Genomic DNA, 26,416 nt, shown 5'->3' on the forward strand with positions numbered 1-26,416 from the left:
CGCGATCCACTGAGATCACCGCGATCCACTGAGGTCCACCGAAACGGAACGGCCCGGGCGGAGTTCACTCTCCTCCCGGGCCGTTCGCCATTTTCCGGCGGTGACGGCCGTCAGCGCAGCAGTACGCCCGGGCCGTCCACCGCCTCCTCCACCGCCCCCTCCGCCGGCAGCGCCACCAGGCCGAGCTCCGCGCCGGAAGCCAGCAGCCGGTGGGACGGCAGGACCCGCACGGTGTAGCCGTAGGGTCCCGTCCGGTCCAGGGCCAGCGGACCCTCGTACAGCCAGCGGTCCTCCAGGTCGTGACCGCCCGCCGGCTTCAGCGGGAACGCCTGGGCGTCCGCGATGGCGTCGCCGGAGTCGACCCGCCCGGCGACCACCTGCACCTCGACGTCGTCGGGGTCCAGCCCGCCCAGGGCGATCCGCACCCGGAGCGACAGGGTGGACCCCAGCTCCGCCGAGCCGCCCGCGACCGTGGCGGCCGTCGCCTCCACGTGGTCGACGGCGACCCCGGGCCAGGCGGCCCGCACCCGGGCCTTCCACTGCGCGAGTTCCCGCGCGGCCGCCGGGTCGAGGGAGCGCCGGGCCAGCGCGGCGGGCGCGTAGAGCCGCTCCACGTACTCACGGACCATGCGCCCCGCGAGCACCTTGGGGCCGAGCGTGGCCAGGGTGCGGCGGACCATTTCGACCCAGCGCTCCGGCAGCCCCTCGGCGTCCCGGTCGTAGAAGCGCGGAGCGACCCGGTCCTCGATCAGCGCGTAGAGGGCGTTCGCCTCCAGCTCGTCGCGCCGGTCCTCGTCCGTGGCGGAACCGTCGGCGGTGGGGATCTCCCAGCCGAAGTCCGGCTCGTACCACTCGTCCCACCAGCCGTCGCGGACCGAGAGGTTGAGGCAGCCGTTGAGCGCCGCCTTCATCCCGCTGGTGCCGCACGCCTCCAGGGGGCGCAGCGGGTTGTTGAGCCAGACGTCGCAGCCCGGGTAGAGCTTCTTCGCCATGCCCATGCCGTAGTCCGGCAGGAAGACGATGCGGTGGCGGACCCGCGGGTCGTCCGAGAAGCGCACCAGCTCCTGCACCAGCCGCTTGCCGCCGTCGTCCGCCGGGTGTGCCTTGCCCGCGACGACGATCTGGATGGGGCGCTCCGGGTGGAGCAGCAGTCCCGTCAGCCGGTCGCGGTCGCGGAGCATGAGCGTGAGGCGCTTGTACGAGGGCACACGGCGGGCGAACCCGATGGTCAGCACCTCCGGGTCGAGCACCCCGTCGATCCAGCCGAGCTCGGCCGTACCGGCGCCGCGCCTGCGCCAGGAGGCGTAGAGCCGCTTGCGCACCTCCGTCACCAGCTGTTCGCGCAGGACCCGGCGCAGGTCCCAGATCTCCCGGTCCGGGATGCCGGCGACGGCGTCCCAGCGCTTGGGTGTGCCGCCGGGGCGTCCGAGCGACTCGCCGTCGAGGGCACCCTCCACCGGCCCGCCGGAGAGCGCGTCCCCTGCCCGGCCGGCTCCGACCTTCCCGGCACCGAGCCTGAAGACCTCCGGCGCCACCCAGGTCGGGGCGTGCACCCCGTTGGTCACCGAGGTGATCGGCACCTCGGAGGGGTCGAATCCCGGCCACAGCCCGGAGAACATCTCCCGGCTGACGGCCCCGTGCAGGGTGGAGACGCCGTTGGCGCGCTGGGCGAGGCGCAGCCCCATGACCGCCATGTTGAAGAGGCCGGGTTCGCCGCCCTCGTAGGTCTCCGTACCGAGCGGGAGGATCCGCTCGACGGGGACGCCGGGCAGTTCCCCGTCGTCCCCGAAGTGCCGGGCCACCAGCTGGCGGTCGAAACGGTCTATGCCGGCGGGTACCGGGGTGTGGGTGGTGAAGACCGCGCCGGCCCGCACCACTTCCAGGGCGGCGCCGAAGTCCAGGCCGGTCCCGCAGAGTTCCCGGATGCGTTCGAGGCCGAGGAAGCCGGCGTGTCCCTCGTTGGTGTGGAACACCTCGGGGGCGGGGTGCCCGGTCAGCCGGCAGTAGGTCCGCACGGCGCGTACTCCGCCGATGCCGAGCAGCATCTCCTGGAGCAGCCGGTGGTGGCTGCCACCGCCGTACAGCCGGTCGGTGACGTCGCGCTCGCCCGCCGCGTTCTCCTCCACGTCGGAGTCGAGCAGCAGCAGCGGTACGCGGCCGACCTGGGCCTGCCAGACGCAGGCGTGGAGCGAGCGCCCGCCAGGGAGCGCCAGCACCACCCGGCTGGGGGTGCCGTCGGCCTCCCGCACCAGGGTGAGCGGCAGTTCGTTCGGGTCGAGGACGGGATAGTGCTCCTGCTGCCAGCCGTCGCGCGACAGGGACTGGCGGAAGTAGCCGTGCCGGTAGAGCAGGCCCACTCCGATGAGTGGTACACCCAGGTCGCTGGCGGCCTTGAGGTGGTCGCCCGCCAGGATGCCGAGGCCGCCGGAGTACTGCGGAAGGGCCGCGGTCACCCCGAACTCGGGTGAGAAGTAGGCCACGGCGGCGGGGAGTTCCGCACCGGCGGCGAGCTGGTCCTGATACCACCTCGGGCCGTCACGGTAGGCACGGAGGTCGTCGGACACCTCGGTCAGCCGGCGCAGGAACTGCGGGTCCCCGGCCAGTTCGGCGAGGCGTCCGGCGGACACGTTGCCGAGCAGCCGCACGGGGTCGGCGTCCGCGGGCCGCCAGCCCTCGGGGTCGACGGCCTGGAAGAGCTCACGGGTCTCGGTGTGCCAGGACCAGCGCAGGTTGCGCGCGAGATCCTGCAGCGGTTGAAGGGAATCGGGGAGGACAGGACGCACGGTGAATCGACGAATGGCCTTCACGTATTCCACCTTTACAGGGGACGTACGAATCCGAGGGACGCACCACGGGTGCGCACCCTCTCCGTCACCCTCGAAGGTAGCGGCGCGCCGTGGAACCCGGCCACGGCGTACGACCGGCTCACCCGGTCCGGCATTCACCTCCCGCCCGCACCCCCGCGCCCCGGCTCCGCCCCCGCGCCCGCCTGCCCGGCACCTGCCGGCGCATCAGGCCCGCTGCGTACGGCACGCTTCTCGCGCCCCGTCCGCCCCGTCCGACCCGTTCGCCTCAGGCGATATGGCCGATTCCGCCCCTCATGCAGCCTTGTGGCACTTCGGGGTACAAGGAAGGCTTCCGAGTGGCGCCCGGGGAACGGGGAACCGCCGCGGGGCGCCCGGCAGCTACGACCGAGTAGTTGGCACGGCACCGGATTGGCCACCCGCGGACGGTGGGCAGGCTTTCCCGGTACACGACCTCGGCAGTCCGTATCCGCGTACCGAATCGGTCGCGGATACCCCGCGCACCACCCATTCGAGTGCCATTCGAGTGAACGCGGACAGGAGCGGCCATGCCCACACCCAGCCAGCCGACAGCAGAGCGGCTACAAAGGACAAACCCCAACAAGCGCGTCGCACCCGTACGGCTCTCCGCAGCACCGCCGTACCCCGCGCCTCCCGAGCTCCGGCCCCCAGGTGATTCCATGATCGGTCGCATTCCCGTCCTCGACGTCCGTCCGCTCGTCGACTGCGGCAGAAGGCCGGCGAAAGCCGTTGCCGGTGAGACCTTCCAGGTCACCGCCACCGTCTTCCGTGAAGGCCATGACGCGGTGGCCGCCAACGTCGTCCTGCACGACCCGAGCGGCCGTCCCGGTCCCTGGACTCCGATGCGTGAACTGGCACCGGGAACGGACCGCTGGGGCGCCGACGTCACCCCATCGGCCGAAGGCCGGTGGACTTACACGGTGGAGGCATGGAGCGATCCGGTCGCCACCTGGCGGCACGCCGCCCGGATCAAGATCCCCGCGGGCATCGACACCGAGCTGGTGCTGGCGGAGGGCGCCGCGCTCTACGAGCGGGCCGCCGAGGAGGTACCGAAGCAGGACGGCCGGGAGGCGGTGCTCGCCGCCGCCGACGCCCTGCGCGACACCACCCGCCCGGCGGCCACCCGGCTCGCCGCGGCGCTCGCCGGCGCCGCCGGGGAGGCACTGTCCCGCCACCCGCTGCGCGAACTGGTCACCGCCTCCCGCCCGTTGCCCCTGACCGTGGAGCGCCGGCGGGCCCTCTACGGCTCCTGGTACGAGCTGTTCCCGCGCTCGGAGGGCGCCCGGGTGGAGGAGGTCAAGCCACCCAGGGGCACCAGGAAGGGCCGGGCGGGCAAGGCCGCGAAACCGCTGCCGCCCACCACCCGGATCGTCAGCGGTACGTTCCGCACGGCCGCGGAGCGGCTGCCGGCCGTGGCCGCGATGGGCTTCGACGTCGTCTACCTCCCGCCCGTCCATCCCATCGGCACGACCCACCGCAAGGGCGCGGACAACACCCTCACCCCCGGCCCCGACGACCCGGGTGTGCCGTGGGCGATCGGCTCGGCCGAGGGCGGCCACGACGCCGTCCACCCCGAACTCGGCACCCTGGCCGACTTCGACCACTTCGTCGAGACGGCCCGCACCCTGCGGATGGAGGTCGCCCTGGACTTCGCCCTCCAGTGCTCCCCCGACCACCCCTGGGTGACCGAGCACCCGGAGTGGTTCCACCACCGCCCCGACGGCTCCATCGCCTACGCGGAGAACCCGCCCAAGAAGTACCAGGACATCTACCCGATCGCCTTTGACAAGGACATGCAGGGGCTGGTCGCCGAGTCCGTCCGCGTCCTGCGGTTCTGGATGGACCACGGGGTACGCGTCTTCCGCGTCGACAATCCGCACACCAAGCCGGTGGTCTTCTGGGAGAAGGTGATCGGCGAGGTCAACCGCACCGACCCCGACGTGATCTTCCTGGCGGAGGCGTTCACCCGGCCCGCGATGATGCGCACGCTCGCCGCGGTCGGCTTCCAGCAGTCGTACACGTACTTCACCTGGCGTAACACGAAGCAGGAACTCACCGAGTACGTCACGGAGCTTTCGGGGGACTCCGCCTCGTACATGCGGCCCAACTTCTTCGTGAACACCCCCGACATCCTTCCCGGTTACCTCCAGGAGGGCGGCCGCCCCGCCTTCGAGGCGCGGGCCGTCCTGGGCGCGACCCTGGCCCCGTCCTGGGGCGTGTACGCGGGATTCGAGCTGTGCGAGAACACCCCGGTGCGTCCCGGGAGCGAGGAGTACCTGCACTCGGAGAAGTACGAGATCAAGCCCAGGGACTGGGAGGCCGCCGAGCGCGAGGGCCGTTCGCTGGCACCGCTGATCACCTCGCTCAACCGGATCAGACGACGCCATCCGGCGCTCCAGCAACTGCGCGACGTGCACTTCCACTCCGTCGACAACGAGGCCCTGATCGCGTACAGCAAGCGTTCGGGTTCCGACATCGTCCTGGTGGTCGTCAACCTCGACCCCCACCACACCCAGGAGGCCACAGTCTCGTTGGACATGCCACAGCTCTGCCTCGACTGGCATGAGCGCGTGCCGGTGCGCGATGAGCTCACCGGCGACACCTATCACTGGGGCAGGACCTTCTATGTGCGTCTGGAGCCGGGTGTCACACCCGCGCACGTCGTCGTTCTGCGACCGTCCCCGCCGACCGGAGGGTCACCCACACCATGATCGTCAACGAGCCCGTCCACGACACGTTCGAGGACACTCCCGCCAAGGACCGCGATCCCGACTGGTTCAAGCGTGCCGTCTTCTACGAGGTCCTCGTCCGGTCCTTCCAGGACTCCAACGGCGACGGCATCGGCGACCTCAAGGGCATCACGTCCAAGCTCGACTACCTGCAGTGGCTGGGCGTCGACTGCCTCTGGCTGCCGCCCTTCTTCAAGTCGCCGCTGCGTGACGGCGGTTACGACGTCTCCGACTACACCGCCGTGCTGCCGGAGTTCGGTGACCTCGCCGACTTCGTCGAGTTCGTCGATGCCGCGCACCAGCGCGGCATGCGCGTGATCATCGACTTCGTCATGAACCACACGAGCGATCAGCACGACTGGTTCCAGCAGTCCCGCACGGACCCCGGGGGGCCCTACGGCGACTACTACGTCTGGGCCGACGACGACAAGCAGTTCCAGGACGCGCGGATCATCTTCGTCGACACGGAGACGTCCAACTGGACCTTCGACCCGGTGCGCAAGCAGTACTACTGGCACCGGTTCTTCTCGCACCAGCCCGATCTCAACTACGAGAACCCGGCGGTGCAGGAGGAGATCATCTCGGCGCTGCGCTTCTGGCTCGACCTGGGGATCGACGGCTTCCGCCTGGACGCCGTGCCGTATCTCTACCAGCGCGAGAACACCAACTGCGAGAACCTCCCCGAGGCCCACGACTTCCTCAAGCGGGTCCGCAAGGAGATCGACGCCAACTACCCGGACACCGTGCTGCTGGCCGAGGCCAACCAGTGGCCCGAGGACGTCGTCGACTACTTCGGTGACTTCCAGACCGGCGGGGACGAGTGCCACATGGCATTCCACTTCCCGGTGATGCCCCGCATCTTCATGGCCGTACGGCGCGAGAGCCGCTACCCGGTCTCGGAAATCCTGGCGAAGACCCCGGCGATCCCGAAGAACTGCCAGTGGGGCATCTTCCTGCGCAACCACGACGAGCTGACGCTCGAAATGGTCACGGACGAAGAGCGCGACTACATGTACGCGGAGTACGCCAAGGACCCGCGGATGCGGGCCAACATCGGCATCCGCCGTCGGCTCGCGCCCCTCCTGGACAACGACCGCAACCAGATCGAGCTGTTCACGGCCCTGCTGCTCTCCCTGCCCGGCTCCCCGATCCTCTACTACGGGGACGAGATCGGCATGGGCGACAACATCTGGCTCGGCGACCGGGACGCGGTACGCACCCCGATGCAGTGGACCCCCGACCGGAACGCCGGATTCTCCTCCAGCGATCCGGGACGGCTGTACCTCCCCACGATCATGGACCCGGTCTACGGCTACCAGGTCACCAACGTCGAGGCGTCGATGGCCTCGCCGTCCTCACTGCTGCACTGGACGCGGCGGATGATCGAGATCCGCAAGCAGAACCACGCGTTCGGGACGGGCTCGTACGCGGAGCTGCCGTCCTCGAACCCGGCTGTCCTGGCCTTCATCCGGGAGGCCCCGCCCAACGGCGACGGCACCGACGATCTGGTGCTCTGCGTCCACAACTTCTCCCGGTTCGCGCAGCCGACGGAACTGGATCTGCGGACGTACGGCGGCCGTCATCCGGTGGAGCTGATCGGCGGGGTACGTTTCCCGGCCATCGGCCAGTGGCCCTACCTGCTCACCCTCGCGGGGCACGGCTTCTACTGGTTCCGGCTGCGGAAGGACCCGCCCGTCGTCTGACGGCGAGCAGTCGCGTTCGACCTCTCGCGGGGCGGTTTCCGCCGCCCCGCAGGGGGCACTCTCCCCCATATCGAGCTCTTCCGGGATCCTCCGGCTCTTTCGGGGTCAAAGATCGAGTCCGTACGGACTTTTCCTCTCCCGACACGTCCCGCACAGCCGGACAGCCATTGCCGCAATCCGGGACACTCTTCGCATCCTGTGGTGTGCCCGGGGAAAGGACGCGATGCCATGTCGGAGGCTGCATCCACTCGAGTCGCCACATCGAAGAGAAAGACGAAGAGCACGACAACCAGTGCGAGCACGCCGGCGGTCGCGAGCGCCGGCACGAGCACGACCGCCGGCACGAACACGACAGCGAGCACAGCGACGAATACGCCCATGAGCACGGCCGCCGGCGAGGACCTGCTGTCCTCCCTCGCCCCCCTGCTCCACGCCTGGCTGCCGGGCCGGCGCTGGTTCGCGGGCAAGGGACAGCCGGTCACCCACTTCTCGCTCGTCTCGGCGACCGAGATACTGCCTGCGCGCTTCGCCGGTACGGGACCCGGACTGCTCCACCTGCTGGTCAGGGCCCACCAGCCCGGTCTGCCGACGGACGCCCCCGGCGACTGCTACCAACTCCTGCTCGGGGTGCGGGCCATGCTTCCGCCACGGCTGGCCGCCGCCCGCATCGGGCGGGTCCAGGACGGCCCGCTGGCCGGCCGCACGGTCTACGAGGGCCTGCACGACCCGCGTGTCGCCGAACTCCTGCTGGAACGGTTCCGCCGTCCCGGCACCCTCGGCCCGCTCCGCTTCGACGGGACCACCGCGATCCCGGCCGGGCTCACGCCCCGCCTGCTCGACACGGAGCAGTCCAACTCCTCGCTCGTCTACGGGGACTCCCACATCCTCAAGATCTTCCGCCGGGTCTTCCCGGGCACCAACCCCGATCTGGAGCTGCCACTCGCCCTCTCCCGCGAAGGCTGCCGCCGCGTACCCGCCCCGGTCGCCTGGTTCGAGGCCACCACCCCGCAGCCGGTGACGCTCGGGGTGCTGCAACCCTTCCTGCGCGGCGCGAGGGACGGATGGCAGCTCGCCCTCGGCGCACTCGCGGCGGGCCGGGACTTCGTACCGGAGGCCCGCGCACTCGGCCGGGCCACCGCCGAGGTCCACATCGCGCTCGCCGCGGCGCTGCCGACTCCGGCGCTGAGCCTCTCGCAGACCAGGCAGCTCGCCGACGGGATGACGGGGCGGCTGGAGGCCGCCGCCGGGGCCGTACCGGCGCTCGTGCCGTATGTGCCGGGGCTGCTCACCGCCTTCGACGCCGTCGCCGCCCTCGGCCGCGGGGACAGCGGCTGCGCGGTCCAGCGGGTCCACGGCGATCTCCATCTCGGCCAGACGCTGTGCGCCGAGGACGGTTTCTGGTCACTGATCGATTTCGAGGGGGAGCCCGCCCGGCCCCTTCCGGAACGCCGCCGTCCGCAGCCACCGGTGCGCGATGTCGCGGGAATGCTCCGCTCCTTCGACTACGCGGCCCGCTCGCACCGCCCGTGGGACGACGCGTGGGCGGCGCGCTGCCGCGCCGCGTACTGCGAGGGATACGCACAGGCCGCGGGTTCCGACCCGCGCGGCGAACCGGAACTGCTCCGCGCCTACGAGACCGACAAGGCGGTGTACGAGGTGCTGTACGAGGCACGGAACCGGCCCGACTGGCTGCCGGTGCCGATGGCCGCGATCCAGCGCCTGGCCGCGGCGACCGACTGATCCACCCCGCTTCCCCTCCCTCTCCCCTCCGCTTCTCTCCCCCTCCGAGGAGGCAGTCCCTGTGACCGCCCGCAAGCCGTCCCGCAAGCCGTCCCGCAAGCCGTCCCGCATGACGTCGAATCCCATCGAGGCTCCACCCGTCCAGAAGCCGGTGACCACCGAGGTCTCCGCACCGACCGCACCCGCCGCGCCGGCAGCGCCCGCAGCACCCGCGACACCCGCCGCGGCCGCCGCGCCACCGGCCAAGCGCGCCCGCGCCAAGCGGACGGCCGCCACGCCGCCACGCCCCGGGCGGGGCGGTGCCGGCAAGGGCGTACTTCCCGCCGTCGCCCTGGACGGTGGGGACCGGGCCCGGCTGCTCGCCGGTGAGCACCACGCCCCGCACGACGTACTGGGCGCGCATCCGACCGGCGGCGGGGTGGAGTTCCGCGTGCTGCGGCCCTTCGCGCGTTCGGTGACCGTGCTCGCCGATGGAGTGCGGGCGGAGCTGCATGAGGACGGCGACGGCTTCTTCGCCGGGGTCCTGCCCCTGTCCGAGATCCCCGCGTACCGGCTCGCGGTCGCCTACGAGGACAACGAGACGGAGGTCGACGACCCCTACCGCTTCCTGCCCGCACTCGGCGAACTCGACCTCCATCTGATCGGCGAGGGGCGGCACGAGGAGCTGTGGACCGCTCTCGGCGCCCAGCCGATGGAGCACCAGGGCGTGACCGGTACGCGCTTCACCGTGTGGGCGCCGAACGCCCGCGGGGTGCGGGTCGCCGGGGACTTCAACTACTGGGACGGCAAGGGCCTCCCGATGCGCTCGCTCGGATCGACGGGCGTGTGGGAACTGTTCGTCCCGGCGATCGGCGAGGGCGCCCTGTACAAGTTCGACATCTGCCGCCCCGACGGCTCGCACACGATGCGGGCCGACCCGATGGCCCGGCGGACGGAGGTCCCTCCCGCCACCGCGTCGGTGGTGACGGCCTCGCACCACCAGTGGCAGGACGCGGACTGGATGGCGCACCGGGGCGACCGCCCGGTGCACGAGGCCCCGTTCTCGGCGTACGAGGTCCACCTCCCCTCCTGGCGCCCGGGGCTGACGTATCGCCAGCTCGCCGCGCAGCTTCCCGCCTACGTACGCGACCTCGGCTTCACGCACGTCGAGCTGATGCCGGTCTCCGAGCATCCCTTCGGCGGCTCCTGGGGCTACCAGGTCACCGGCTTCTACGCCCCGACCTCGCGCATGGGCGGCCCCGACGACTTCCGGTATCTCGTCGACGCCCTGCACCAGGCGGGCATCGGGGTCATCGTCGACTGGGTGCCCGCGCACTTCCCGCGTGACGACTGGGCGCTCGCGGAGTTCGACGGCCGCCCGCTGTACGAGCACTCGGACCCGTCCAGGGCCGCACACCCCGACTGGGGCACGCTGGAGTTCGACTACGGCCGCAAGGAGGTGCGCAACTTCCTGGTCTCCAACGCCACGTACTGGTGCGAGGAGTTCCACATCGACGGCCTGCGGGTCGACGCGGTCGCCTCGATGCTCTACCTCGACTACTCCCGCGAGGACGGCCAGTGGTCGGCGAACGAGCACGGTGGCCGGGAGAACCTGGACGCCGTCGCCTTCCTCCAGGAGATGAACGCGACCGTCTACCGGCGCAACCCCGGGGTCGTCACGATCGCGGAGGAGTCCACCGCCTGGGACGGCGTCACCCGCCCCACGGACCAGGGCGGTCTCGGCTTCGGCCTGAAGTGGAACATGGGCTGGATGCACGATTCGCTGGTGTACATCGGCAAGGAGCCGGTGCACCGCAAGTACCACCACAACGAGATGACCTTCTCGATGGTGTACGCGTACAGCGAGAACTACGTCCTGCCGATCTCGCACGACGAGGTGGTGCACGGCAAGCAGGCGCTGGTCAGCAAGATGCCGGGCGACTGGTGGCAGCAGCGTGCCAACCACCGCGCCTACCTGGGCTTCATGTGGGCGCACCCGGGCAAGCAACTCCTCTTCATGGGGCAGGAGTTCGCCCAGGGGGCGGAGTGGTCCGAAGGGCACGGCCCCGACTGGTGGCTGGTCGACTCCTCGTACGAGGCCTCGGACGACCACCGCGGCGTACGCACCCTGGTGGGGGATCTGAACGCGGTGTACGGCGCCGTACCCGCCCTCTGGCAGCGTGACACCGTGCCGGAGGGTTTCGCCTGGGTCGACGGGAACGCGTCCGAGGACAACGTGTTCTCGTTCCTGCGGTACGACGCGGACGGCTCGCCGCTCCTGGCGATCTCGCACTTCTCACCGGCGGTGCGCCAGGACTACCGGGTCGGTGTGCCGGAGGGCTTCGAGAGCTGGGTGGAGGTCATCAACACGGACGCGGCCCGTTACGGCGGCAGCGACGTCCGCAACGAGGAGCCGCTGAAGCCGGAGGCGGTGACCATGCACGGCAGGCAGGAAAGCGTCCTCCTGACGCTGCCGCCGCTGGCCACGGTGTACTTCCGGCCGGCGTGACCGGCTGAGCCCACGTCCGGCCCGCTGAGGGGGCCCGCACCGCGTACGCCGGTGCGGGCCCTCCCTCACTCCCCGCCCAGCGCTTCGAAGGTGCTCGCCCGGGAGTCGCGGCCGTGCCCCTTCGCGCGATCGCATGGGGCCTGCACAGAGGAATGGTCACCCGACGCTCGAACCCCGAAGCTCGGGAGACGAGTTGCGGGACCGGCGCCTCACTCTTTCGTGCGTACGGACGAGGGGAACGCGACCGATGCTCGCAGCTCGGGACCCAGGCGCCGGGACGCGAGCTTCGGGATGCGAGCGCCTTCTTCAACTGGTTGGTCAGTAGGGGAGGTTGAAACCACCCCACCCTCCCCACCCCGTAACGGCGATCAAGTGTGACTATTCGCGACCGACTTGCGACGCGGCGTCACGGCTGCTTACGGTTCCGGAAACGAAACGACCCCGACACGGTGTTCTCAGCACCACGCCGGGGTCTCACCCCAAGATCGAAAGAGGCGATCCCGTGGCTGCCACAAACCTTAGCGCCGCCCTGCCCGCGCACGTGTCTTCACTCCCGTGCCCGATGGCCAAGCCCGGCTACGGCAAGCGCTCCGCCCCGGACCAACTCCGGACCCCGCCCACCGAGGCCTTCGCACTGCTCCCGGGGCGGGAGCAGCACATCGCCGCGTTCATCGACCGCCTGCCCGAGGGCGCGTCGATGAGCGTGAAGACCCTGGCCAGGCAACTCCCGCTCTACGGCCAGCAGGCCGTCAGCACCGCACTGACCGCCCTGTCCGTGGCGGGCCATCTGCGGCGCGTCCGCTGCCTGGTGGGTGCGAGCGACCAGGTCCGCTGGGTGTTCCGCACCTACTGGTCCCGCACCGCCCACGACAACGAGTGGTGGGCCACCCACCTGGCGGCGGAGACAGCGCCCGCCGGCCTGCCCCCGAAGGCCCCCATCTCGCCCGACCCGGTCCAGCCCGCCCCCGCCCCTGCCCCTGCCCCTGCCGTACCGAAGCAACCGAACGCGGCTCGGACCGTCCCAACGGCAAGCAGCCCCGCCTCCCCCGCCTACCGTGCGCTGGCCCAACTCGGATGCGTGGAACCACGCCTGCCCCTCTCCGCAGCCGACTGCGAGGCACTGGAGGAACAGGCCACCGAATGGCTGGACAGGGGAGCGACCCCCGCCTACCTCATCCAGGCCCTGACCGCCGGACTGCCCGAAGTGATCAACTCACCAAGGGGTTTCGTCCACCGCAGGCTCAAGGACAAGCTGCCACCCCGCTTGCCCACCGCCCCCGCCGCGACCAGCGCACCGCCCCGAAGCGTGATGATGGAATGCACCCAGTGCGGCGTTCCCGGCCCCCCGGAAGCTCTCCCCGACGGCCTCTGCCGCACCTGCCGCAAGCCCGCCGCAGGCGCGGACACGGCCACAGAACCTGCAACCAGCCGGGCCGCCACTGAAGCCGTCGCCCAGCGCGACGTACACACCCTCGTCGCACACCTCCGCGACATGCTCAGAACCCCATGACCTCGCCGACTCGTACGCAGGAACCGCGTACGAGCTCACACAGTGGACAGCGCCCGTCACCGAACGTGAGCATGAGCGCGTCGAGAGGGGCATCCCATGACAGCCATCAGCGAACCCGAACCATCCGACAGCCTCAAGGCATTCGGCGCCATCCTGAAGGTCTTCCGCGAGCGGGCCGCACTCACTCAGGAGCAGTTGGCGCTGCTCGTCAGCTACTCACCGCATTTCGTCGCTTCCGTCGAGCAGGGCCGCCGCTTCCCGCCCGAGGACTTCGTCGACCGGGCGGAGTACGCGCTGGAGGCATTCGGGGTGCTGCGGGCGGCAGCCCAGCATCTCTCACGCCAGCCGGGCCTGGCGGCCTGGTTCCGCATGTGGGCGAAGCTGGAGGCGACGGCGGTGAGTCTGTGCACCTACGAGTGCCGGGTGGTGCCGGGACTGCTGCAGACGGAGGCGTACGCGCGAGCGGTCATGATGAACGTTCCGCCGCCGCCCACAGAGGAGGAGGTCGAGCAGCGGCTGTCCGCCCGTCTGGCGCGTCAGGACCTGCTGACCCGCCGGCCGCCGATCGCGTTCAGCTTCATCATCGAAGAGGCCATACTGCTGCGGCACACTGGAGGCGAGGCGGTCACGACCGGAGTCCTGGACCAGATCGTCGTGCGAGCTGAGCAATGGAATGTCGAGATCCAGATCATGCCGCTCAGGCAGCCTCAACACGCGGGCACAGACGGCCCGTTGCAGCTGCTGGAAACAGCGAAGAACCAGTGGCTCGGATATTCGGAGGGTCAGAAGACCGGCCAACTGATCGCGGACCGAAAAGACATCAGTGTGCTCCAGATGCGCTATGCCAAGATGCGCTCACAGGCCCTGTCCCCCGCGGACTCGGCAGACCTGTTGCAGCGGATGCGAGGAACGCTATGAGCACCACAGACGAACTGGACTGGTTCAAGAGCAGTTACAGCGGCTCGGAGGGCGACAGTTGCATCGAGGTCGCCACCCGCCCCAACAGCGTCCATGTCCGTGACTCCAAGGACGCTGCAGGCCCACACCTCACTCTTCCCTCCCACGCATGGGCTGCCTTCGTCACATCGGCGGCAGATACGTCGGCGTCATGGCGGCCGGTCGCCTGACCCAGCGCGACGATGCCGGCCTGGGACGTGTCCGGCCGATCAATTGACTACTTCGTGTCCGGGTCGTTGATGTGGACATGGGGCGGGACGGCAGTGGATGCCACGCGCAGCCCGACGTGGCCCCGAACACGATCACGGTCCGTCGTTGTGCGATTGCGTCCCCCACAAAACCGGGGGTGGGCAAGGCAGATCGTTGTCACCGCCCCGTCGCGCGAGGGCTCGCGAGTTGCCTTACGGTGATACGGGAGGGTTTGGCCGCCAGCGGGGGACGCGGGCTGGGGAGCGGCTGACCCGGGGGCGACACACGATGACTCGTGAATGGGCGGATATCCCATGGACGACAAGATTGTGCCGCCGGGCGAACCGGTGCCGGAAGAGGGCTGGATTTACGTCCGGCTCGAGGGAGACGCGAAGCAGCGCGGCGAACAGCACGGGAAGGCACTGGCGAAGGAACTGCGAGACGCCCTCGACGTCGGTGACTTCATGGCTGAGTGGGACACCGGCGAACACCTGACGAATTTCGCCGCTATAGCCAAGGAGGCGTTCGGCACCTACGACGCACACGGCAAGTTCACCGGTTACACCATCGACGACGAATACCTGGACGAAATCAAGGGCATCGTCAAGGGCGCTACGAGTGGCGGAAATCCCTCGGTCACACCCAAGAGAAAGGTCCCCATCACCGAGGAGGTGCTGATCGCCTGGAACGCGTACAACGAACTGGTCGGCACGTGGTGGCCCCTGGATCCGCCAAAGGAAGAGCCCGTCGGCACGCGCGTCAGAAGCTCCCCGGGGCGATGCAGTGCCTTCGCCACCACCGGGGCGGCCAGCGACGGCGGGAAGATCGTGATGGCCCACAACACCTGGGACCGTTACTCCGTCGCCGAGTGTTACAACATCATCCTCGATATCGTCCCGCCCAAGGGCAAGGGACATCGCATGCTGATGCAAGCGGCCCCCGGCTACATCACCAGCGGCGCGGACTGGGTGGTGACCGACGCGGGGCTGATGATCTGCGAGACCACCATCGGGGGCTTCACCGGACACTTCCTCAAGGGCAAATCCCCCGAGTTCCAGCGTTCCCGGAAGGCGGCCCAGTACGGCGACAGCATCGAGACATGGCAACAGTTGATGCTCGAAGGGAACAACGGGGGCTACGCCAACACGTGGCTCGTCGGAGAGGCCAAGAGCGCAAACAAGAGGATCGCCCGCATCGACGTGGGTACGGCCTATCACGGCTCCGAGGAGCGCACCGATGGATACTTCGCCTGCTGCAACGTCGCCTCGAACCTCAAAGTGCGCAACCAGGAGACCTCCGGTCCCGGCGCATATTCCGACATCCGCGGCAACGGCGCCCGGCGCGTGCGTTTCGGCCAACTGCTGGGAAACTCCGTCCGGATGACCGCCGAGCAGGCCGAGAAAGTGATCGCGGATCACCACGATGTCTACTGCGACAACGCGATCCGCCCCGGTTCACGGTCGATCTGCGGGCATCTCGACCTCGACGACGGCCGTGCCGGCAACCACGGCCGGGAGCCCTTCTACCCCTACGGGGCCAACGACGGGAAGGTCATGGACAGCGACATGGCAGCGAACATGACGTTCCAGGCCCGCTGGGGCAACTCCTGCGGCCTCCCCTTCGATGCCAAGGACTTCCTGGCGACGCACCCGCAGTACGACTGGCTGGCGGACTGGTTGCACGACCGGCCCACCCGGAAATGGACCACCTTCCCCCCGAAGCGGTGAACGACAGGGTCGAGAGCCCGAGCTGGAAAGGGAGACGACATGCCGAACAACCCGAAACCCGGCGACATCAAGTCGGTGGTGAAGAACGCCATAGGTCCCATGGAGGACTACGCCATGGGCTACCTCAACCCCGTGGGCACCGACCCGGTGTCCTCTTCACAGGGCACAGGATACGTCGCGACCATGAAGCTCTCTGTGGGCACGGTGGGCATCAGTGATGCCGACATCCTGGACGAGGGCACCGAGAACATCGTGTCCTACGACCGATGTGAGGCGGCCGACGCCAACATCAGCCAGATCAACATGGGCACCGCCTCCTCATTCTGCGGCCTGAACGGAGCCCTGTGGGGGTACCACCTCGCACAAGCAGAACTCCCCACGACCAAGGTCTTCTCGATCCCCGCCAACGGTGGCAAACCCTTGGACGTCTACGACGCCACCCCCCTGCTCGACGCGACCTACCGGCTCTTCGGCAGCGTCGACGTCCCACGGCACCCGCCCCTTCCAGGAGCACATGTCATCTGCGCCAACAAGAACATCACCGTACGCGGGCCCTCCTACGCCTGGGCCTTCATAGCGATCGCCATCGCCGATGACCCCAGGGAGAGCAACCTGTTCATCGAGGACTGCGGCGAATTCCCCGCGCGTCCGTACGAGACGTACGACAAGGATGGGCATGCGGTGAAGACCGTCTTCCCCACCGGCGACCAAGTCAGCGACCTGCTCCTGAAACACGAATACGCCGTCGCGAAAAGCGTCCAGCTGTGCGGAGCGGACTACCGCAAGAAGGCCTACTCGAAGATGTACGCCGTCAGCCGCGCCGTGTACGCCGCGCCCGGCGAGGTGGGCTCCGCGCTCGCCTGCGCCCCGTACGTCCTGCTCGCCCAGCACGATGTCCCGAATCAGTGGACGACGGACAAGCTCGTCGACAGCAAGCTCACAGCGTGGCAGTCGGCGCTGTGGAGTGACAAGCTCCAGCCCTACCCCTTCAAGGACCGCGAGATCGTCGGCGCACCGTAGGAGATGCGATGACCGTCACCCAGCTCGAGAAGGACATCACCAACCAGTGGGCGGAGCTCTGCCCTGTCGCCGGGTACACATCCGGTTGGCCGCAGAACAAGGACATCGCTCACCTCTTCATCCCCACCACGGACGCGGTGCACGAGGCCAATGCCAAGATCGGCGCCCTGCGCAAGCGCCTGTCGGAGATCTCCGACGCCGACCTGCGCACGACCGCCGACAAGCAGCTGACCCTGCTCGCCACACAGCTCGCCTGGCCACAGCCAGGCGCGGCCGTCCAGGACTGCGGCGACGGCGCTTTCTACATCAAGCTCCTCAACACGGAGTTCGGCCGCCCCGACCCCAAAGGCTGGCTCCCGGGCTTCCTCGACAGCGCCGCCAAGAAGATCGACTTCGAGACGGACCGGCTGACCAAGATCCCGCTGGACGTCACCCACCGCAGGCAGTGCCTCACCGCGGCCGCCTACTGCGACGCCACCATGCGGATCCTCGAAAAGGACCACTCGGCGAAGATCGACACCGTCCTCAAGAAGCTGGATCACTTCAAGCAGACGGTGGACGGATCGTTCAAGGGACTCGACGCGGACGACATACCGACCGTGATCCACGTCCTGCGGGAGCACACCGTCGCTCCCACGTACACCGACGGATACCCACAGCTCCTCGCCGACCTGTACGACTTCGCCCCCAGCGCCGCGGACCTCGACACGACCGCGACCACCTGGCTCGGCCAGGACCTGACCATCGTGAAGGCCCTGGCCGCCGAACTCGCGTCGCTGCTGAAGCTGCCACGCGGCTCCTCCGTGGGCGAGGTGTGGGCCGAAGCCGGCCGCAAGTGGCCGGTGGGCGCCACCTCGGTCAAGGACGCGGCGAAGACCTGCGCGAACTTCGCCGACACGTACCTCCTCGAGGTCCCCGATGGGCTCAGTCTGAGCCCGACACCGCCCTTCCTGGTGCCCATGATCACAGGCGGGCAGGACATCGCGGTCGACTTCCTGACGGCCAAGCCGCAATCGTGTCTCTACTACACCGAGGACAAAACCAGCGCCCTGCTCACGATGCTCAACGTCGTGGTCCACGAGTACTCGCACGGCATCAACTTCGTCCTCTCGGCCCAGCGCGCCGGCTCTCCCCTGCTCAACCTCGCCGGGCCGATGCAGGTGCCGCTCACAGAGGGGCAGGCGTTCTGGCGCGAATGGGACTTCTGGCATGCGGCGGCCGACATCGTCGGGCACTCCGGTCTCACCGACACACAGCACAGGTACCTGAACCTGTACGGGCAGACCACCTGTCAACAGTCCCAGGCGATCCGCGCCGCCCAGTTGGAGACCTACATCTGGCGCGTGGTGCGCCATCTGCGGGCGATGTGCGATGTCGAGGTCAACATGGGGTGGCGCACATTCGTGGACTTCCTCGACCAGGCGAGCGAACAGACCGGCCTGACCGAGGAGTTCCTGTTCGGCGAATGCTTCACCTTCCTCGCCCAGCCCGGCTACGCCCCTGCCTACGCCATCGACGGAATCCGCTACGGACAGCTCCAACAGCATGCCGTCGCGAAGGCAGGCGCGGTGAAGGACTTCAACACGAAGGCATCCGCTCTGGGCTTCTACCCCTGGACCATCTGCGATAGGAAACTTCAGACATGACGCCTGGGGGTCAGATGGGCTCCGGACGAGCATGCCGAACCAGTGCTCGATCTCGGTCCCCCTTGGCCCGACGCGCCCGGCTGTCTCGTGCAACGTCGGGCTGCACGTGGCGGCAACTTCCGCCGGTGTTCGGGCCGAGTCGGCAGACGGACCGGTGGTTCGCCCAGTGGAGCCGGGCCCGCGTCTTGGCGAGGCTCCACCGCGTCATCCCTCTCCACCGCGTCATCCTCGACGAACTCGGTGGGCCTCTGACGGGACCGAATGCGACCGGCCGGAAGCCGGCGCGAGCACGTCCTCCAGTTCCTGGAGCAGCTTGCGCTTGGGGCGGGCGCCGACCATGGACTTCCGCGGTTCGCCGTCCCGGAACACCATCAGCGTCGGCATCGAGAGCACCGCGTACCGGGAGGCGATCTCCGGGTTGGCGTCCACGTCGATCTGGACGATCTTGATCCGGCCGCTCTCCTCCGCCGCGATCGCGCTGAGCACCGGGGCGAGCTGACGGCAGGGGCCGCACCAGTCCGCGGTGAACTCGACCAGGACCGGGAGCTCCGCTCCCAGCACCTCCTCCTCGAAGGTCGCGTCGGTGACCTCGGCCACACCTTCTGCGTGCGTCATTCGTCATCCTCCCAGTTGGCAACGTGGTTCGGGGCCGCCGGGCAGGTACGCCGACGCCTCCAGTTCGGCGCGGGCGAGCTGCGTACCCACTTCCGCCCTGACCGTCTGCAACTGCTCGATGAGCGTGTCGAGTTCGCCGAGCTTGCGCCGGTAGACGGCGAGGGAGGCGGGGCATGCGTCACCGGCCGGGTGGCCGGCGCGCAGGCATTCGACGAACGGGCGGGTCTCCTCCAGATCGAACCCGAAGTCCTGCAGGGTCCGGATCTGCTGGAGCATCCGCAGATCGTTCTCGTCGTACGTGCGGTAGCCGTTCACCGCCCGCCGTGCGTGAAGCAGCCCGCGTGACTCGTAGTAGCGCAGAGTCCGCGTGGTCGTCCCTGCCCGCTCGGCCAGCTCCCCGATTCGCATATGTCGACCGTAATCCTTGACGCGGACGTCAAGGCAAGGCTCCGGCGCCGAGATCCGTGCCGTCACCTGGTGACGGCGCGTCGGGCACGTCGTTCCGGCAATGGGCGGTTCGGCGGCTAGCGTCGGCCGCATGGACGGTGATCGTCGAGCGTGGCGCCGGTGCGGGCTCGGCGGGGCGGTGTTTGCCGTGTGCATGATCGGCACCACCCTGCCGACCCCGCTGTACGGCCTCTACCAGGAGAAGTTCGGCTTCTCCGAGCTGTTGGTCACCGTGGTGTACGCCGTGTACGCCTTCGGGGTCATCGGTGTGCTGCTGCTGGCGGGCAACGTCTCGGACGCCGTGGGCAGGAAGCCGGTACTGCTGTGCGGACTGGTACTCGCGGCGGCGAGCGCCGTTTGCTTCCTGTCCGCCACGGGGCTGGGCTGGCTCTGTGCGGGGCGGCTGCTGTCGGGGCTGTCCGCCGGCCTGTTCACCGGGGCCGCCACGGTGTACGTGATGGAGCTGGCGCCGCCCGGCGGTGCCTCCCGGGCCACGTTCGTCGCGACCGCCGCCAACATGGGCGGGCTCGGCTGCGGTCCGCTGCTCGCCGGAGTGCTCGCGCAGTACGCCGCCTGGCCGCTGTACCTGCCGTTCGCCGTACACCTCGCGCTGGTGGCCGGCTCGGCCGCCGTCCTGTGGTGGCTGCCGGAGACCGTACGCGAGCGGCGGCCGCTGAGCGCCGTGCGGCCGCAGCGCCCCGGCCTGCCCCCACAGGTGCGGGCGGTGTTCGGTCCTGCCGCGGCCGCCTCGTTCGTGGGGTTCGCACTGTTCGGGGTGTTCACGTCCGTCAGCCCGGCGTTCCTCGCACAGTCCCTGGACGTGCGCAACCACGCCGTGAGCGGCAGCGTCGTCGCGCTCGCCTTCTTCTCCTCGACCGCGGGCCAGCTGGCGGTCGGCCGGGTCGGTGCGGCCCGGTCGCTGCCGCTGGGCTGCGCCGGTCTTCTCGCCGGGCTCGCACTTCTCGCGGGCGCGCTGTACTGGGATCTGCTGCTGCTGGTGGTACTGAGCGCCCTCGTCGGCGGGGCCGGGCAGGGACTGTCCTTTCGCGGGGCGCTGTCCGCGGTGACCGAGGCATCTCCTGCGGACCGTCGTGCGTCGGTGGTCTCCACGCTGTTCGTGGTGGCGTACGCGGGCATCTCGGTTCCGGTGATCGGCGTGGGGTTTCTGTCCGGTCCGATCGGTCTGGAGGGGGCGGGGCTGGTCTTCATCGTCTGCATGGCCGCCCTGGTCTCGACGGCAGCTGTCTACCTGCTCCGGCACCCGGTGCGGGCCGGGACATGAACCCAGCCCCCCGGATCGTCACCCGACTGCTCCGACTCCACGCCGAGGGCCGACGCGCTGGGCCTGATCACCTGGGACGTGACCGTCGGCTCCACGGTCGGCCGGGCTCCCCGGGCCGGGTCGTCCTAGCGCGGGGGAACCGGGCGGTCGTACACGTTGCCCGGCGTCACGATCTCGGTGATCGCCCTGGCGAGCAGCGAGGAGGGCTCCTGGCCCTGTGAGGTGATGTCGGTGTTGAGCATGAGCACCAAGGTCGCCTTCTGCGAGGGCAGGTAGACGGTCACGGTCTCGTATCCCGGGATGGAGCCGTTGTGCCCGATCCAGCCGCCGCTCTTCATGATGCCGAGGCCGTAACTCGTGCCGGGAAAGCCCGTCGGCAGCGTCTTGAGCCGCTCGGCCTGGGTCTCCGGGCTGAGTAGCGTGCCGGTGGCGACGGTCTTCGCCCAGCGACGCAGGTCGTGCAGGTCCGAGATCATGGCTCCGGCCGCCCAGGCCCAACTGGGGTTCCAGTTCGTGGAGTCGGTGACCTCACCGCTCAGAGTCTGGTCGGTGTACCCGCGTGGGTGCGGTTCGGGGAACTCCGCGCCCTTCGGGAACAGTGTGTGGCGCAGGTGGGCCGGTCGGAGCACCCTCCTGTCGATGAAGTCGGCGAGCCGGTGACCGCTGACCTTCTCGATCACGAGGCCGAGGAGGACGAGGTTGCTGTTGGAGTACTGGAACTGCTTCCCCGGGCGGAAGGTGTTCTTGTGCTTGAAGCCGTACGCGAGCACCTCCTGCGGGGTGAACGTGCGGCTCGGGTCGCTCAGGAGATCGTGATCGAAGTCCGGGTCGGCGCTGTACGGGAACAGGCCGCTGCGCATCTCTGCGAGATGACGCAGCGTGATCCGGTCACCGTTGGGCACGCCGTCGATGTAGGCGGAGATCGGGTCGTCCAGCCGCACCTTTCCGTCGTCGACGAGCTCGAGCAGCGCGGTGACCGTGAACGTCTTGGTCTCGCTGCCGATCCTCAGGAACACGTCGGGGGTCATCGGCTTGCGGGTGGCGGTGTCCGCGACACCGGTCGCGCGGACATAACTTCCCTTGCCCGGCATCCACAGTCCGACGACGACGCCGGGGATGCCGGCCTGCCGGCGGACGTCCTCGACGGCCCTGTCCAGCCGGGCGGCCAACTCGGGCCGCAGACCGTCCGGGGGGCAGTCGTCCTGGTCGTACCGGTCGACGCCTGCGTGGACAGCCGTGGCGGGAGTCCCCGCCATCGGGGCAAGCACGGACGCCACGAGCAGGGCCGCGGCGAGCAGACGGCGGGAGGGGGTACGTCTCATGTCGGACGCCTTCCGGTTCAGGGGCTTCGGACGACAACAGCACCATCCGGGCCCTTGCCCGAGGCCCCCGTTCCGTTGTGCGTCCGGACGAGTCCACTCGTACGGATCCATGCGGGGTGGCCCGGGAACAGGTGTGGCCGGTACGGAGCCCCGTACCGGCCACACTCGCGACCACCTGCCGGCCACTGCCCGCCTCCGGACGCGCAGAAGATTCCGCCGCCGCGATCCGTGCTGCCGCCCGCCCTTGCGCCCCGTCCGTCAGACCTTCGCGGGCACCTCGCCGGCCTCACGGGGCTCGGGGACCGCACTGTCCGTCTCGGCGTCGTCGGTGAGCGTCTTCTCGTCGAACGGCATCCGGCCGGCGAGGACTTCACCGACACGGTCCTTGTCGATCTCCTTGGTCCAGGTGCCGACCAGGACCGTGGCGACCGCGTTGCCCGCGAAGTTCGTCAGGGCGCGGGCCTCGCTCATGAAGCGGTCGATGCCGACGATCAGGCCGACGCCGTCGACCAGTTCGGGGCGGTGCGACTGGAGGCCGCCCGCGAGGGTGGCGAGACCGGCGCCGGTGACGCCCGCGGCGCCCTTCGACGCGATCACCATGAAGACCAGGAGCGAGATCTGCTCGCTCGCGGTCAGCGGGTCGCCCATCGCGTTGGCGATGAAGAGCGAGGACATCGTGAGGTAGATCGCGGTGCCGTCGAGGTTGAAGGAGTAGCCGGTCGGCACGGTGATGCCGACGACGGGCTTGCTGATGCCCAGGTGCTCCATCTTCGCGATGAGCCGGGGCAGGGCCGACTCCGAGGAGGAGGTGGACAGGATCAGCAGGAACTCGCGGCCCAGGTACTTCAGCAGCGACAGCAGATTGACCCCGGCGACGAGCCGCAGGATCGTGCCGAGCACCACGAAGACGAAGAGCGCGCAGGTGATGTAGAAGCCGATCATGATGATCGCCAGGGACTTCAGCGCGTCGAGGCCGGTCTCGCCGACCACGGCGGCCATCGCACCGAACGCGCCGACCGGGGCGGCCCACATGATCATGGCGAGGATCCGGAAGACGAGGCGCTGGATGTGGCCGATGCCGCGCAGGACCGGTTCGCCGGCCGCGCCCATCGCCTGGAGTGCGAAGCCCGCGAGCAGCGCGATGAGCAGTGTCTGGAGGACTTCGCCGCCGGTGAAGGCGGAGACCATGGTGGTCGGGATGATGCCGAGCAGGAAGTCCACGGTCGACTCGCCGGCGCCCGCCGCCTGCTTCTCACCCGCGGCGCGGGCCGCCTCGGTGATGTGCAGACCGGAGCCGGGCTCCAGGATGTTGCCGACGATCAGGCCGATGGCCAGGGCGACCGTCGACATGACCAGGAAGTAGCCGAGGGCGAGACCGCCGACGGCACCGACCTTGGCGGCCTTGCGCACGGAGCCGACGCCCAGCACGATCGTGCAGAAGATGATCGGCGAGATCATCATCTTGATCAGGTTCACGAAACCCGTACCGACGGGCTTGAGCTCCACGGCCACCCCGGGGGCCACGAAGCCCACGAGAACGCCGAGAACCACGGCTCCGATCACGGCCAGGTAGAGATAATGGGTCCGGTCCCGCCTTGCGGCTGCAGTTGCCACGGGGGCCTCCTCGGCTGATGTCGCGGTCGCTCCCCCGTCCCTGGGGGCCTCGGCGACTATCCATCTCCCTGTGACCCCCGTCACCCTTGCGTTCATATCGTTCACAGGCGAGTTCAAGCCACCTCCCGCCGGGCGGACCCGGCATGCAGACTGGACGGCATGCGCCTCCCCCTTACCCGCCCCCGGAGCCTGGCCGGACAGCTCTTCGCCATGCAGGTCGTGCTGGTGGCCGCTGTCGTCGCCGGGTGCGCGTTCTTCGCGTACGCCTCGGGGAGCGCCCAGGCGGAGGAGACCGCCGCCCGGCAGGTGCGGGCCGCGGCGGTCGCGGTGGCCGGTTCCCCGTCCGTGCGGGAGGCGATCCGCTCTCCGGACCCCTCGGCCGTGCTCCAGCCGTACGCGGAGCAGGTCCGCGAGGAGACCGGGATCGCCTTCGTCACGATCATGAATCCGCGGCTGGTCCGCTGGACGCATCCGGACCCCGAGCGGATCGGCGAGACGTTCCTCGGACACACCGCGCAGGCACTGCGCGGTGAGACGTTCACGGAGACGTACACCGGCACGCTCGGGCCCTCGATACGGGTCGTGACCCCGGTCATGGACGGCGGCAGGATCACCGGGCTCGTCAGCGCGGGCATCACCGTGGAGCGGGTCTCCACCCAGGTACGTGAACAGCTGGGTGCCCTGGGTCTCGCGGCGGGCGGGGCGCTGGCTCTCGGCGGCCTCGGCACGTATGTGATCAACGCCCGGCTGCGGCGCCACACGCACGGTATGAACGCGGGCGAGCTGAGCCGGATGCACGACTATCACGAGGCCACGCTGCACGCGCTCCGCGAGGGTCTGCTGATGCTCGACGGGCGGCGCCGGATCGCTCTGATCAACGACGCGGGCGGGGAGTTGCTCGGCCTGGGACCGGGCGCGGTCGGCCGCACCGTGGCCGAGCTGGAGCTGCCCGCCCCGCTGACCGGCGCGCTGCTCGCCTCCGAGCCGCGGGTCGACGAGGTGCATCTCGCCGCGGACCGGGTGATCGTCGTCAACACCCGCCCGGTGGTGGGCGGGGAGCAGCGGGGCACCGTGGTGACCCTGCGGGACCACACGGAACTGCTGGCCCTCTCCGGGGAGCTGGACTCGGAGCGCGGCTTCACACAGGCCCTGCGCTCCCAGGCGCACGAGGCGGCGAACCGGCTGCACACGGTCGTGTCCCTGATCGAACTGGGCCGCGTCGAGGAGGCGGTGGACTTCGCCACGGCGGAACTGGAACTGGCCCAGGTCCTCACCGACCGGGTCGTCGGCGCGGTCGCCGAACCGGTGCTGGCCGCGCTGCTGCTCGGCAAGGCGGCGCAGGCGAACGAGCGGGGCGTGGAGCTGGTGCTCGCCGACAACAGCCTCATCGACGACGGGGCGCTGCCCCCGACGCTGGCGCAGCGCGATCTGGTGACCATCCTCGGCAATCTGATCGACAACGCGGTCGACGCCGCCTCGGAGGCGGCGACCGGCGGCCCGGGCGCGGTGGGCGCGGAGCCCGGCCTCGCGGTGGCCGTCCCGTCCCCGCGCTCCGGCTCGCGGGCCCGGGTCACGGTGACGGCGCTCGCCGGCGACCGCGAACTGCTGCTGCGGGTCGCGGACACCGGTGCGGGCATCGGCCCCGACGACGCCGACGAGGTCTTCCGGCGCGGCTGGTCGACGCGCGGCGCCGGACGCGGTCTCGGGCTCGCCCTCGTACGGCAGGCGACGCAGCGCAACGGCGGGACGGTCTCGCTCGGCCGGGGCGCGGAGGGCGGTGCCGAGTTCACGGTGCGGCTCCCGCTGCGGGACCGTACGGGCGAGGAGGTCACCGCGTGATCCGGGTGCTGGTCGTCGAGGACGACCCGGTGGCGGCGGACGCCCACCAGCTGTACGTGGACCGGGTGCCGGGCTTCGAGGTGGCGGCGGTGGCGCACTCGCGCGCGGAGGCTGCGCGGGCCCTGGACCGTACGCCGGTGGATCTGCTGCTCCTGGACCTGTACCTGCCGGACGGGCACGGCCTTCAGCTGCTGCGCTCGCTGCGGGCCGCCGGGCACGCGGCCGACGTCATCGCCGTGACGTCGGCGCGTGATCTCGCGGTGGTGCGGGAAGGGGTGTCGCTCGGTGTCGTGCAGTACGTGCTGAAGCCGTTCACGTACCCCACCCTCAGGGACCGGCTGGTGCGGTACGCGGAGTTCCGTGCGGCGGCGGGTGAGGCGAGCGGCCAGGAGGAGGTGGACCGGGCCCTGGGCGCGCTGCGGGTCTCCCACCCGTCGGCGCTCCCCAAGGGGCTGAGCGGTCCCACGCTGGAGGCGGTGACCCTTGCCCTGCGGTCCGCCGGGCAGGGGCTGACGGCAGCGGCGGCGGGCGAGGCGCTGGGCATCTCGCGGATCACGGCCCGCCGCTATCTGGAACATCTGGTGACGACGGGCCGCGCGGCGCGCAGACCGCATTACGGGCAGGTCGGGCGCCCGGAGCTGCACTACCGCTGGGTTCCGGAGGGCCACTGACCGCATCGGAACGGCCCGGTTCGTCCTAGTAGCTTCCTACGAAGGGTGATCTGGGCGGAACCGGCCGTAGCCAGGGGGTCCGCAGGCTCTTA

The 26,416-nt window shown here is 69.8% G+C and carries 18 protein-coding genes and 1 pseudogene; 14 read left to right on the forward strand and 5 right to left on the reverse strand.

Translation table 11 applies throughout. The features are described 5' to 3' along the window. Nucleotides 1-110: 110 nt before the first annotated feature. Nucleotides 111-2,807, reverse strand: coding sequence for an alpha-glucan family phosphorylase (gene glgP / locus F0344_RS09565; RefSeq protein ID WP_185298370.1), 2,697 nt, complete (start codon nt 2,805-2,807; stop codon nt 111-113). A gap of 677 nt (nt 2,808-3,484) precedes the next feature. Between glgP and F0344_RS09570 the strand changes: the two genes are divergently transcribed. The 11 genes and pseudogenes from F0344_RS09570 to F0344_RS36770 form a co-directional block, all read left to right on the forward strand. After that, nucleotides 3,485-5,536, forward strand: coding sequence for an alpha-1,4-glucan--maltose-1-phosphate maltosyltransferase (locus F0344_RS09570; RefSeq protein WP_185298371.1), 2,052 nt, complete (start codon nt 3,485-3,487; stop codon nt 5,534-5,536). Then, the gene (treS, locus tag F0344_RS09575; RefSeq protein ID WP_185298372.1) at nt 5,533-7,257 is read left to right on the forward strand and encodes a maltose alpha-D-glucosyltransferase; all 1,725 of its coding nucleotides are present in this window, start codon (nt 5,533-5,535) and stop codon (nt 7,255-7,257) included. Before F0344_RS09570 ends, treS begins: the two co-directional genes overlap by 4 nt. A gap of 228 nt (nt 7,258-7,485) precedes the next feature. After that, nucleotides 7,486-8,997 carry a maltokinase N-terminal cap-like domain-containing protein gene (locus F0344_RS09580; RefSeq protein ID WP_185298373.1) on the forward strand — a complete coding sequence of 504 codons (1,512 nt, stop codon included), beginning with the start codon at nt 7,486-7,488 and terminating at the stop codon, nt 8,995-8,997. 61 nt (nt 8,998-9,058) lie between these two features. After that, nucleotides 9,059-11,485, forward strand: a complete 2,427-nt coding sequence (glgB, locus tag F0344_RS09585) for a 1,4-alpha-glucan branching enzyme (protein WP_185298374.1) — start codon at nt 9,059-9,061, stop codon at nt 11,483-11,485. Between the two features lie 502 nt (nt 11,486-11,987). Then, entirely contained in the window at nt 11,988-12,995 is a 1,008-nt protein-coding gene (locus F0344_RS09590) for a MarR family transcriptional regulator (protein WP_258049807.1), read from the forward strand. Between the two features lie 96 nt (nt 12,996-13,091). Next, nucleotides 13,092-13,913, forward strand: coding sequence for a helix-turn-helix domain-containing protein (locus tag F0344_RS09595; protein ID WP_185298375.1), 822 nt, complete (start codon nt 13,092-13,094; stop codon nt 13,911-13,913). Beyond that, nucleotides 13,910-14,122 carry a DUF397 domain-containing protein gene (locus F0344_RS09600; protein ID WP_185298376.1) on the forward strand — a complete coding sequence of 71 codons (213 nt, stop codon included), beginning with the start codon at nt 13,910-13,912 and terminating at the stop codon, nt 14,120-14,122. The genes F0344_RS09595 and F0344_RS09600 overlap by 4 nt, the downstream gene beginning before the upstream one ends. Before the next feature lie 333 nt (nt 14,123-14,455). Beyond that, on the forward strand, nt 14,456-15,868 hold the full coding sequence (locus F0344_RS09605) for a C45 family autoproteolytic acyltransferase/hydolase (protein WP_185298377.1): 1,413 nt from the start codon (nt 14,456-14,458) through the stop codon (nt 15,866-15,868). A 39-nt stretch (nt 15,869-15,907) separates the two neighbouring features. Beyond that, complete coding sequence (locus tag F0344_RS09610; protein WP_185298378.1) at nt 15,908-16,888, forward strand: histidine decarboxylase, pyruvoyl type; 981 nt, start codon at nt 15,908-15,910, stop codon at nt 16,886-16,888. An 8-nt stretch (nt 16,889-16,896) separates the two neighbouring features. Beyond that, nucleotides 16,897-18,534 carry a hypothetical protein gene (locus F0344_RS09615; protein ID WP_185298379.1) on the forward strand — a complete coding sequence of 546 codons (1,638 nt, stop codon included), beginning with the start codon at nt 16,897-16,899 and terminating at the stop codon, nt 18,532-18,534. Nucleotides 18,535-18,623: 89 nt separating this feature from the next. After that, nucleotides 18,624-18,741 (forward strand): annotated as a pseudogene (locus tag F0344_RS36770) (transposase); the annotation flags it as partial. A 15-nt stretch (nt 18,742-18,756) separates the two neighbouring features. Here the strand turns inward: F0344_RS36770 and trxA are convergent. Both trxA and F0344_RS09630 read right to left on the reverse strand, forming a co-directional pair. Then, on the reverse strand, nt 18,757-19,149 hold the full coding sequence (gene trxA, locus F0344_RS09625; RefSeq protein WP_308460912.1) for a thioredoxin: 393 nt from the start codon (nt 19,147-19,149) through the stop codon (nt 18,757-18,759). Between the two features lie 3 nt (nt 19,150-19,152). Next, nucleotides 19,153-19,557 carry a MerR family transcriptional regulator gene (locus tag F0344_RS09630; RefSeq protein ID WP_185298380.1) on the reverse strand — a complete coding sequence of 135 codons (405 nt, stop codon included), beginning with the start codon at nt 19,555-19,557 and terminating at the stop codon, nt 19,153-19,155. A 130-nt stretch (nt 19,558-19,687) separates the two neighbouring features. Between F0344_RS09630 and F0344_RS09635 the strand changes: the two genes are divergently transcribed. Continuing rightward, nucleotides 19,688-20,878 (forward strand): MFS transporter, encoded by a 1,191-nt coding sequence (locus F0344_RS09635; RefSeq protein ID WP_185298381.1) that lies wholly within the window; start codon nt 19,688-19,690, stop codon nt 20,876-20,878. Between the two features lie 125 nt (nt 20,879-21,003). Here the strand turns inward: F0344_RS09635 and F0344_RS09640 are convergent, their stop codons facing one another. Then, a complete protein-coding gene (locus tag F0344_RS09640; protein WP_185298382.1) occupies nt 21,004-22,200 on the reverse strand; it encodes a serine hydrolase domain-containing protein in 1,197 nt (398 codons plus the stop codon). 258 nt (nt 22,201-22,458) lie between these two features. Continuing rightward, on the reverse strand, nt 22,459-23,814 hold the full coding sequence (locus tag F0344_RS09645) for a cation:dicarboxylate symporter family transporter (RefSeq protein ID WP_185298383.1): 1,356 nt from the start codon (nt 23,812-23,814) through the stop codon (nt 22,459-22,461). A 159-nt stretch (nt 23,815-23,973) separates the two neighbouring features. On the opposite strand from F0344_RS09645, the gene F0344_RS09650 reads away from it, so the two are divergent. Further along, the gene (locus F0344_RS09650) at nt 23,974-25,653 is read left to right on the forward strand and encodes a sensor histidine kinase (RefSeq protein ID WP_185298384.1); all 1,680 of its coding nucleotides are present in this window, start codon (nt 23,974-23,976) and stop codon (nt 25,651-25,653) included. After that, nucleotides 25,650-26,324 carry a response regulator gene (locus tag F0344_RS09655; RefSeq protein WP_185298385.1) on the forward strand — a complete coding sequence of 225 codons (675 nt, stop codon included), beginning with the start codon at nt 25,650-25,652 and terminating at the stop codon, nt 26,322-26,324. Before F0344_RS09650 ends, F0344_RS09655 begins: the two co-directional genes overlap by 4 nt. Nucleotides 26,325-26,416: the final 92 nt, after the last annotated feature.

It is taken from the genome of Streptomyces finlayi, assembly GCF_014216315.1.
Classification (GTDB): Bacteria; Actinomycetota; Actinomycetes; order Streptomycetales; family Streptomycetaceae; genus Streptomyces; species Streptomyces finlayi_A.

What these genes read in the sequence shown, in the direction of transcription:
- F0344_RS09570 (WP_185298371.1), top strand. Translation starts at nt 3,485, where the DNA reads ATGATCGGTCGCATTCCCGTCCTCGACGTCCGTCCGCTCGTCGACTGC.
- treS (WP_185298372.1), top strand. Translation starts at nt 5,533, where the DNA reads ATGATCGTCAACGAGCCCGTCCACGACACGTTCGAGGACACTCCCGCC.
- F0344_RS09580 (WP_185298373.1), top strand. Translation starts at nt 7,486, where the DNA reads ATGTCGGAGGCTGCATCCACTCGAGTCGCCACATCGAAGAGAAAGACG.
- F0344_RS09595 (WP_185298375.1), top strand. Translation starts at nt 13,092, where the DNA reads ATGACAGCCATCAGCGAACCCGAACCATCCGACAGCCTCAAGGCATTC.
- F0344_RS09600 (WP_185298376.1), top strand. Translation starts at nt 13,910, where the DNA reads ATGAGCACCACAGACGAACTGGACTGGTTCAAGAGCAGTTACAGCGGC.
- F0344_RS09605 (WP_185298377.1), top strand. Translation starts at nt 14,456, where the DNA reads ATGGACGACAAGATTGTGCCGCCGGGCGAACCGGTGCCGGAAGAGGGC.
- F0344_RS09610 (WP_185298378.1), top strand. Translation starts at nt 15,908, where the DNA reads ATGCCGAACAACCCGAAACCCGGCGACATCAAGTCGGTGGTGAAGAAC.
- F0344_RS09615 (WP_185298379.1), top strand. Translation starts at nt 16,897, where the DNA reads ATGACCGTCACCCAGCTCGAGAAGGACATCACCAACCAGTGGGCGGAG.
- trxA (WP_308460912.1), bottom strand. Translation starts at nt 19,149, where the DNA reads ATGACGCACGCAGAAGGTGTGGCCGAGGTCACCGACGCGACCTTCGAG.
- F0344_RS09630 (WP_185298380.1), bottom strand. Translation starts at nt 19,557, where the DNA reads ATGCGAATCGGGGAGCTGGCCGAGCGGGCAGGGACGACCACGCGGACT.
- F0344_RS09635 (WP_185298381.1), top strand. Translation starts at nt 19,688, where the DNA reads ATGGACGGTGATCGTCGAGCGTGGCGCCGGTGCGGGCTCGGCGGGGCG.
- F0344_RS09640 (WP_185298382.1), bottom strand. Translation starts at nt 22,200, where the DNA reads ATGAGACGTACCCCCTCCCGCCGTCTGCTCGCCGCGGCCCTGCTCGTG.
- F0344_RS09650 (WP_185298384.1), top strand. Translation starts at nt 23,974, where the DNA reads ATGCGCCTCCCCCTTACCCGCCCCCGGAGCCTGGCCGGACAGCTCTTC.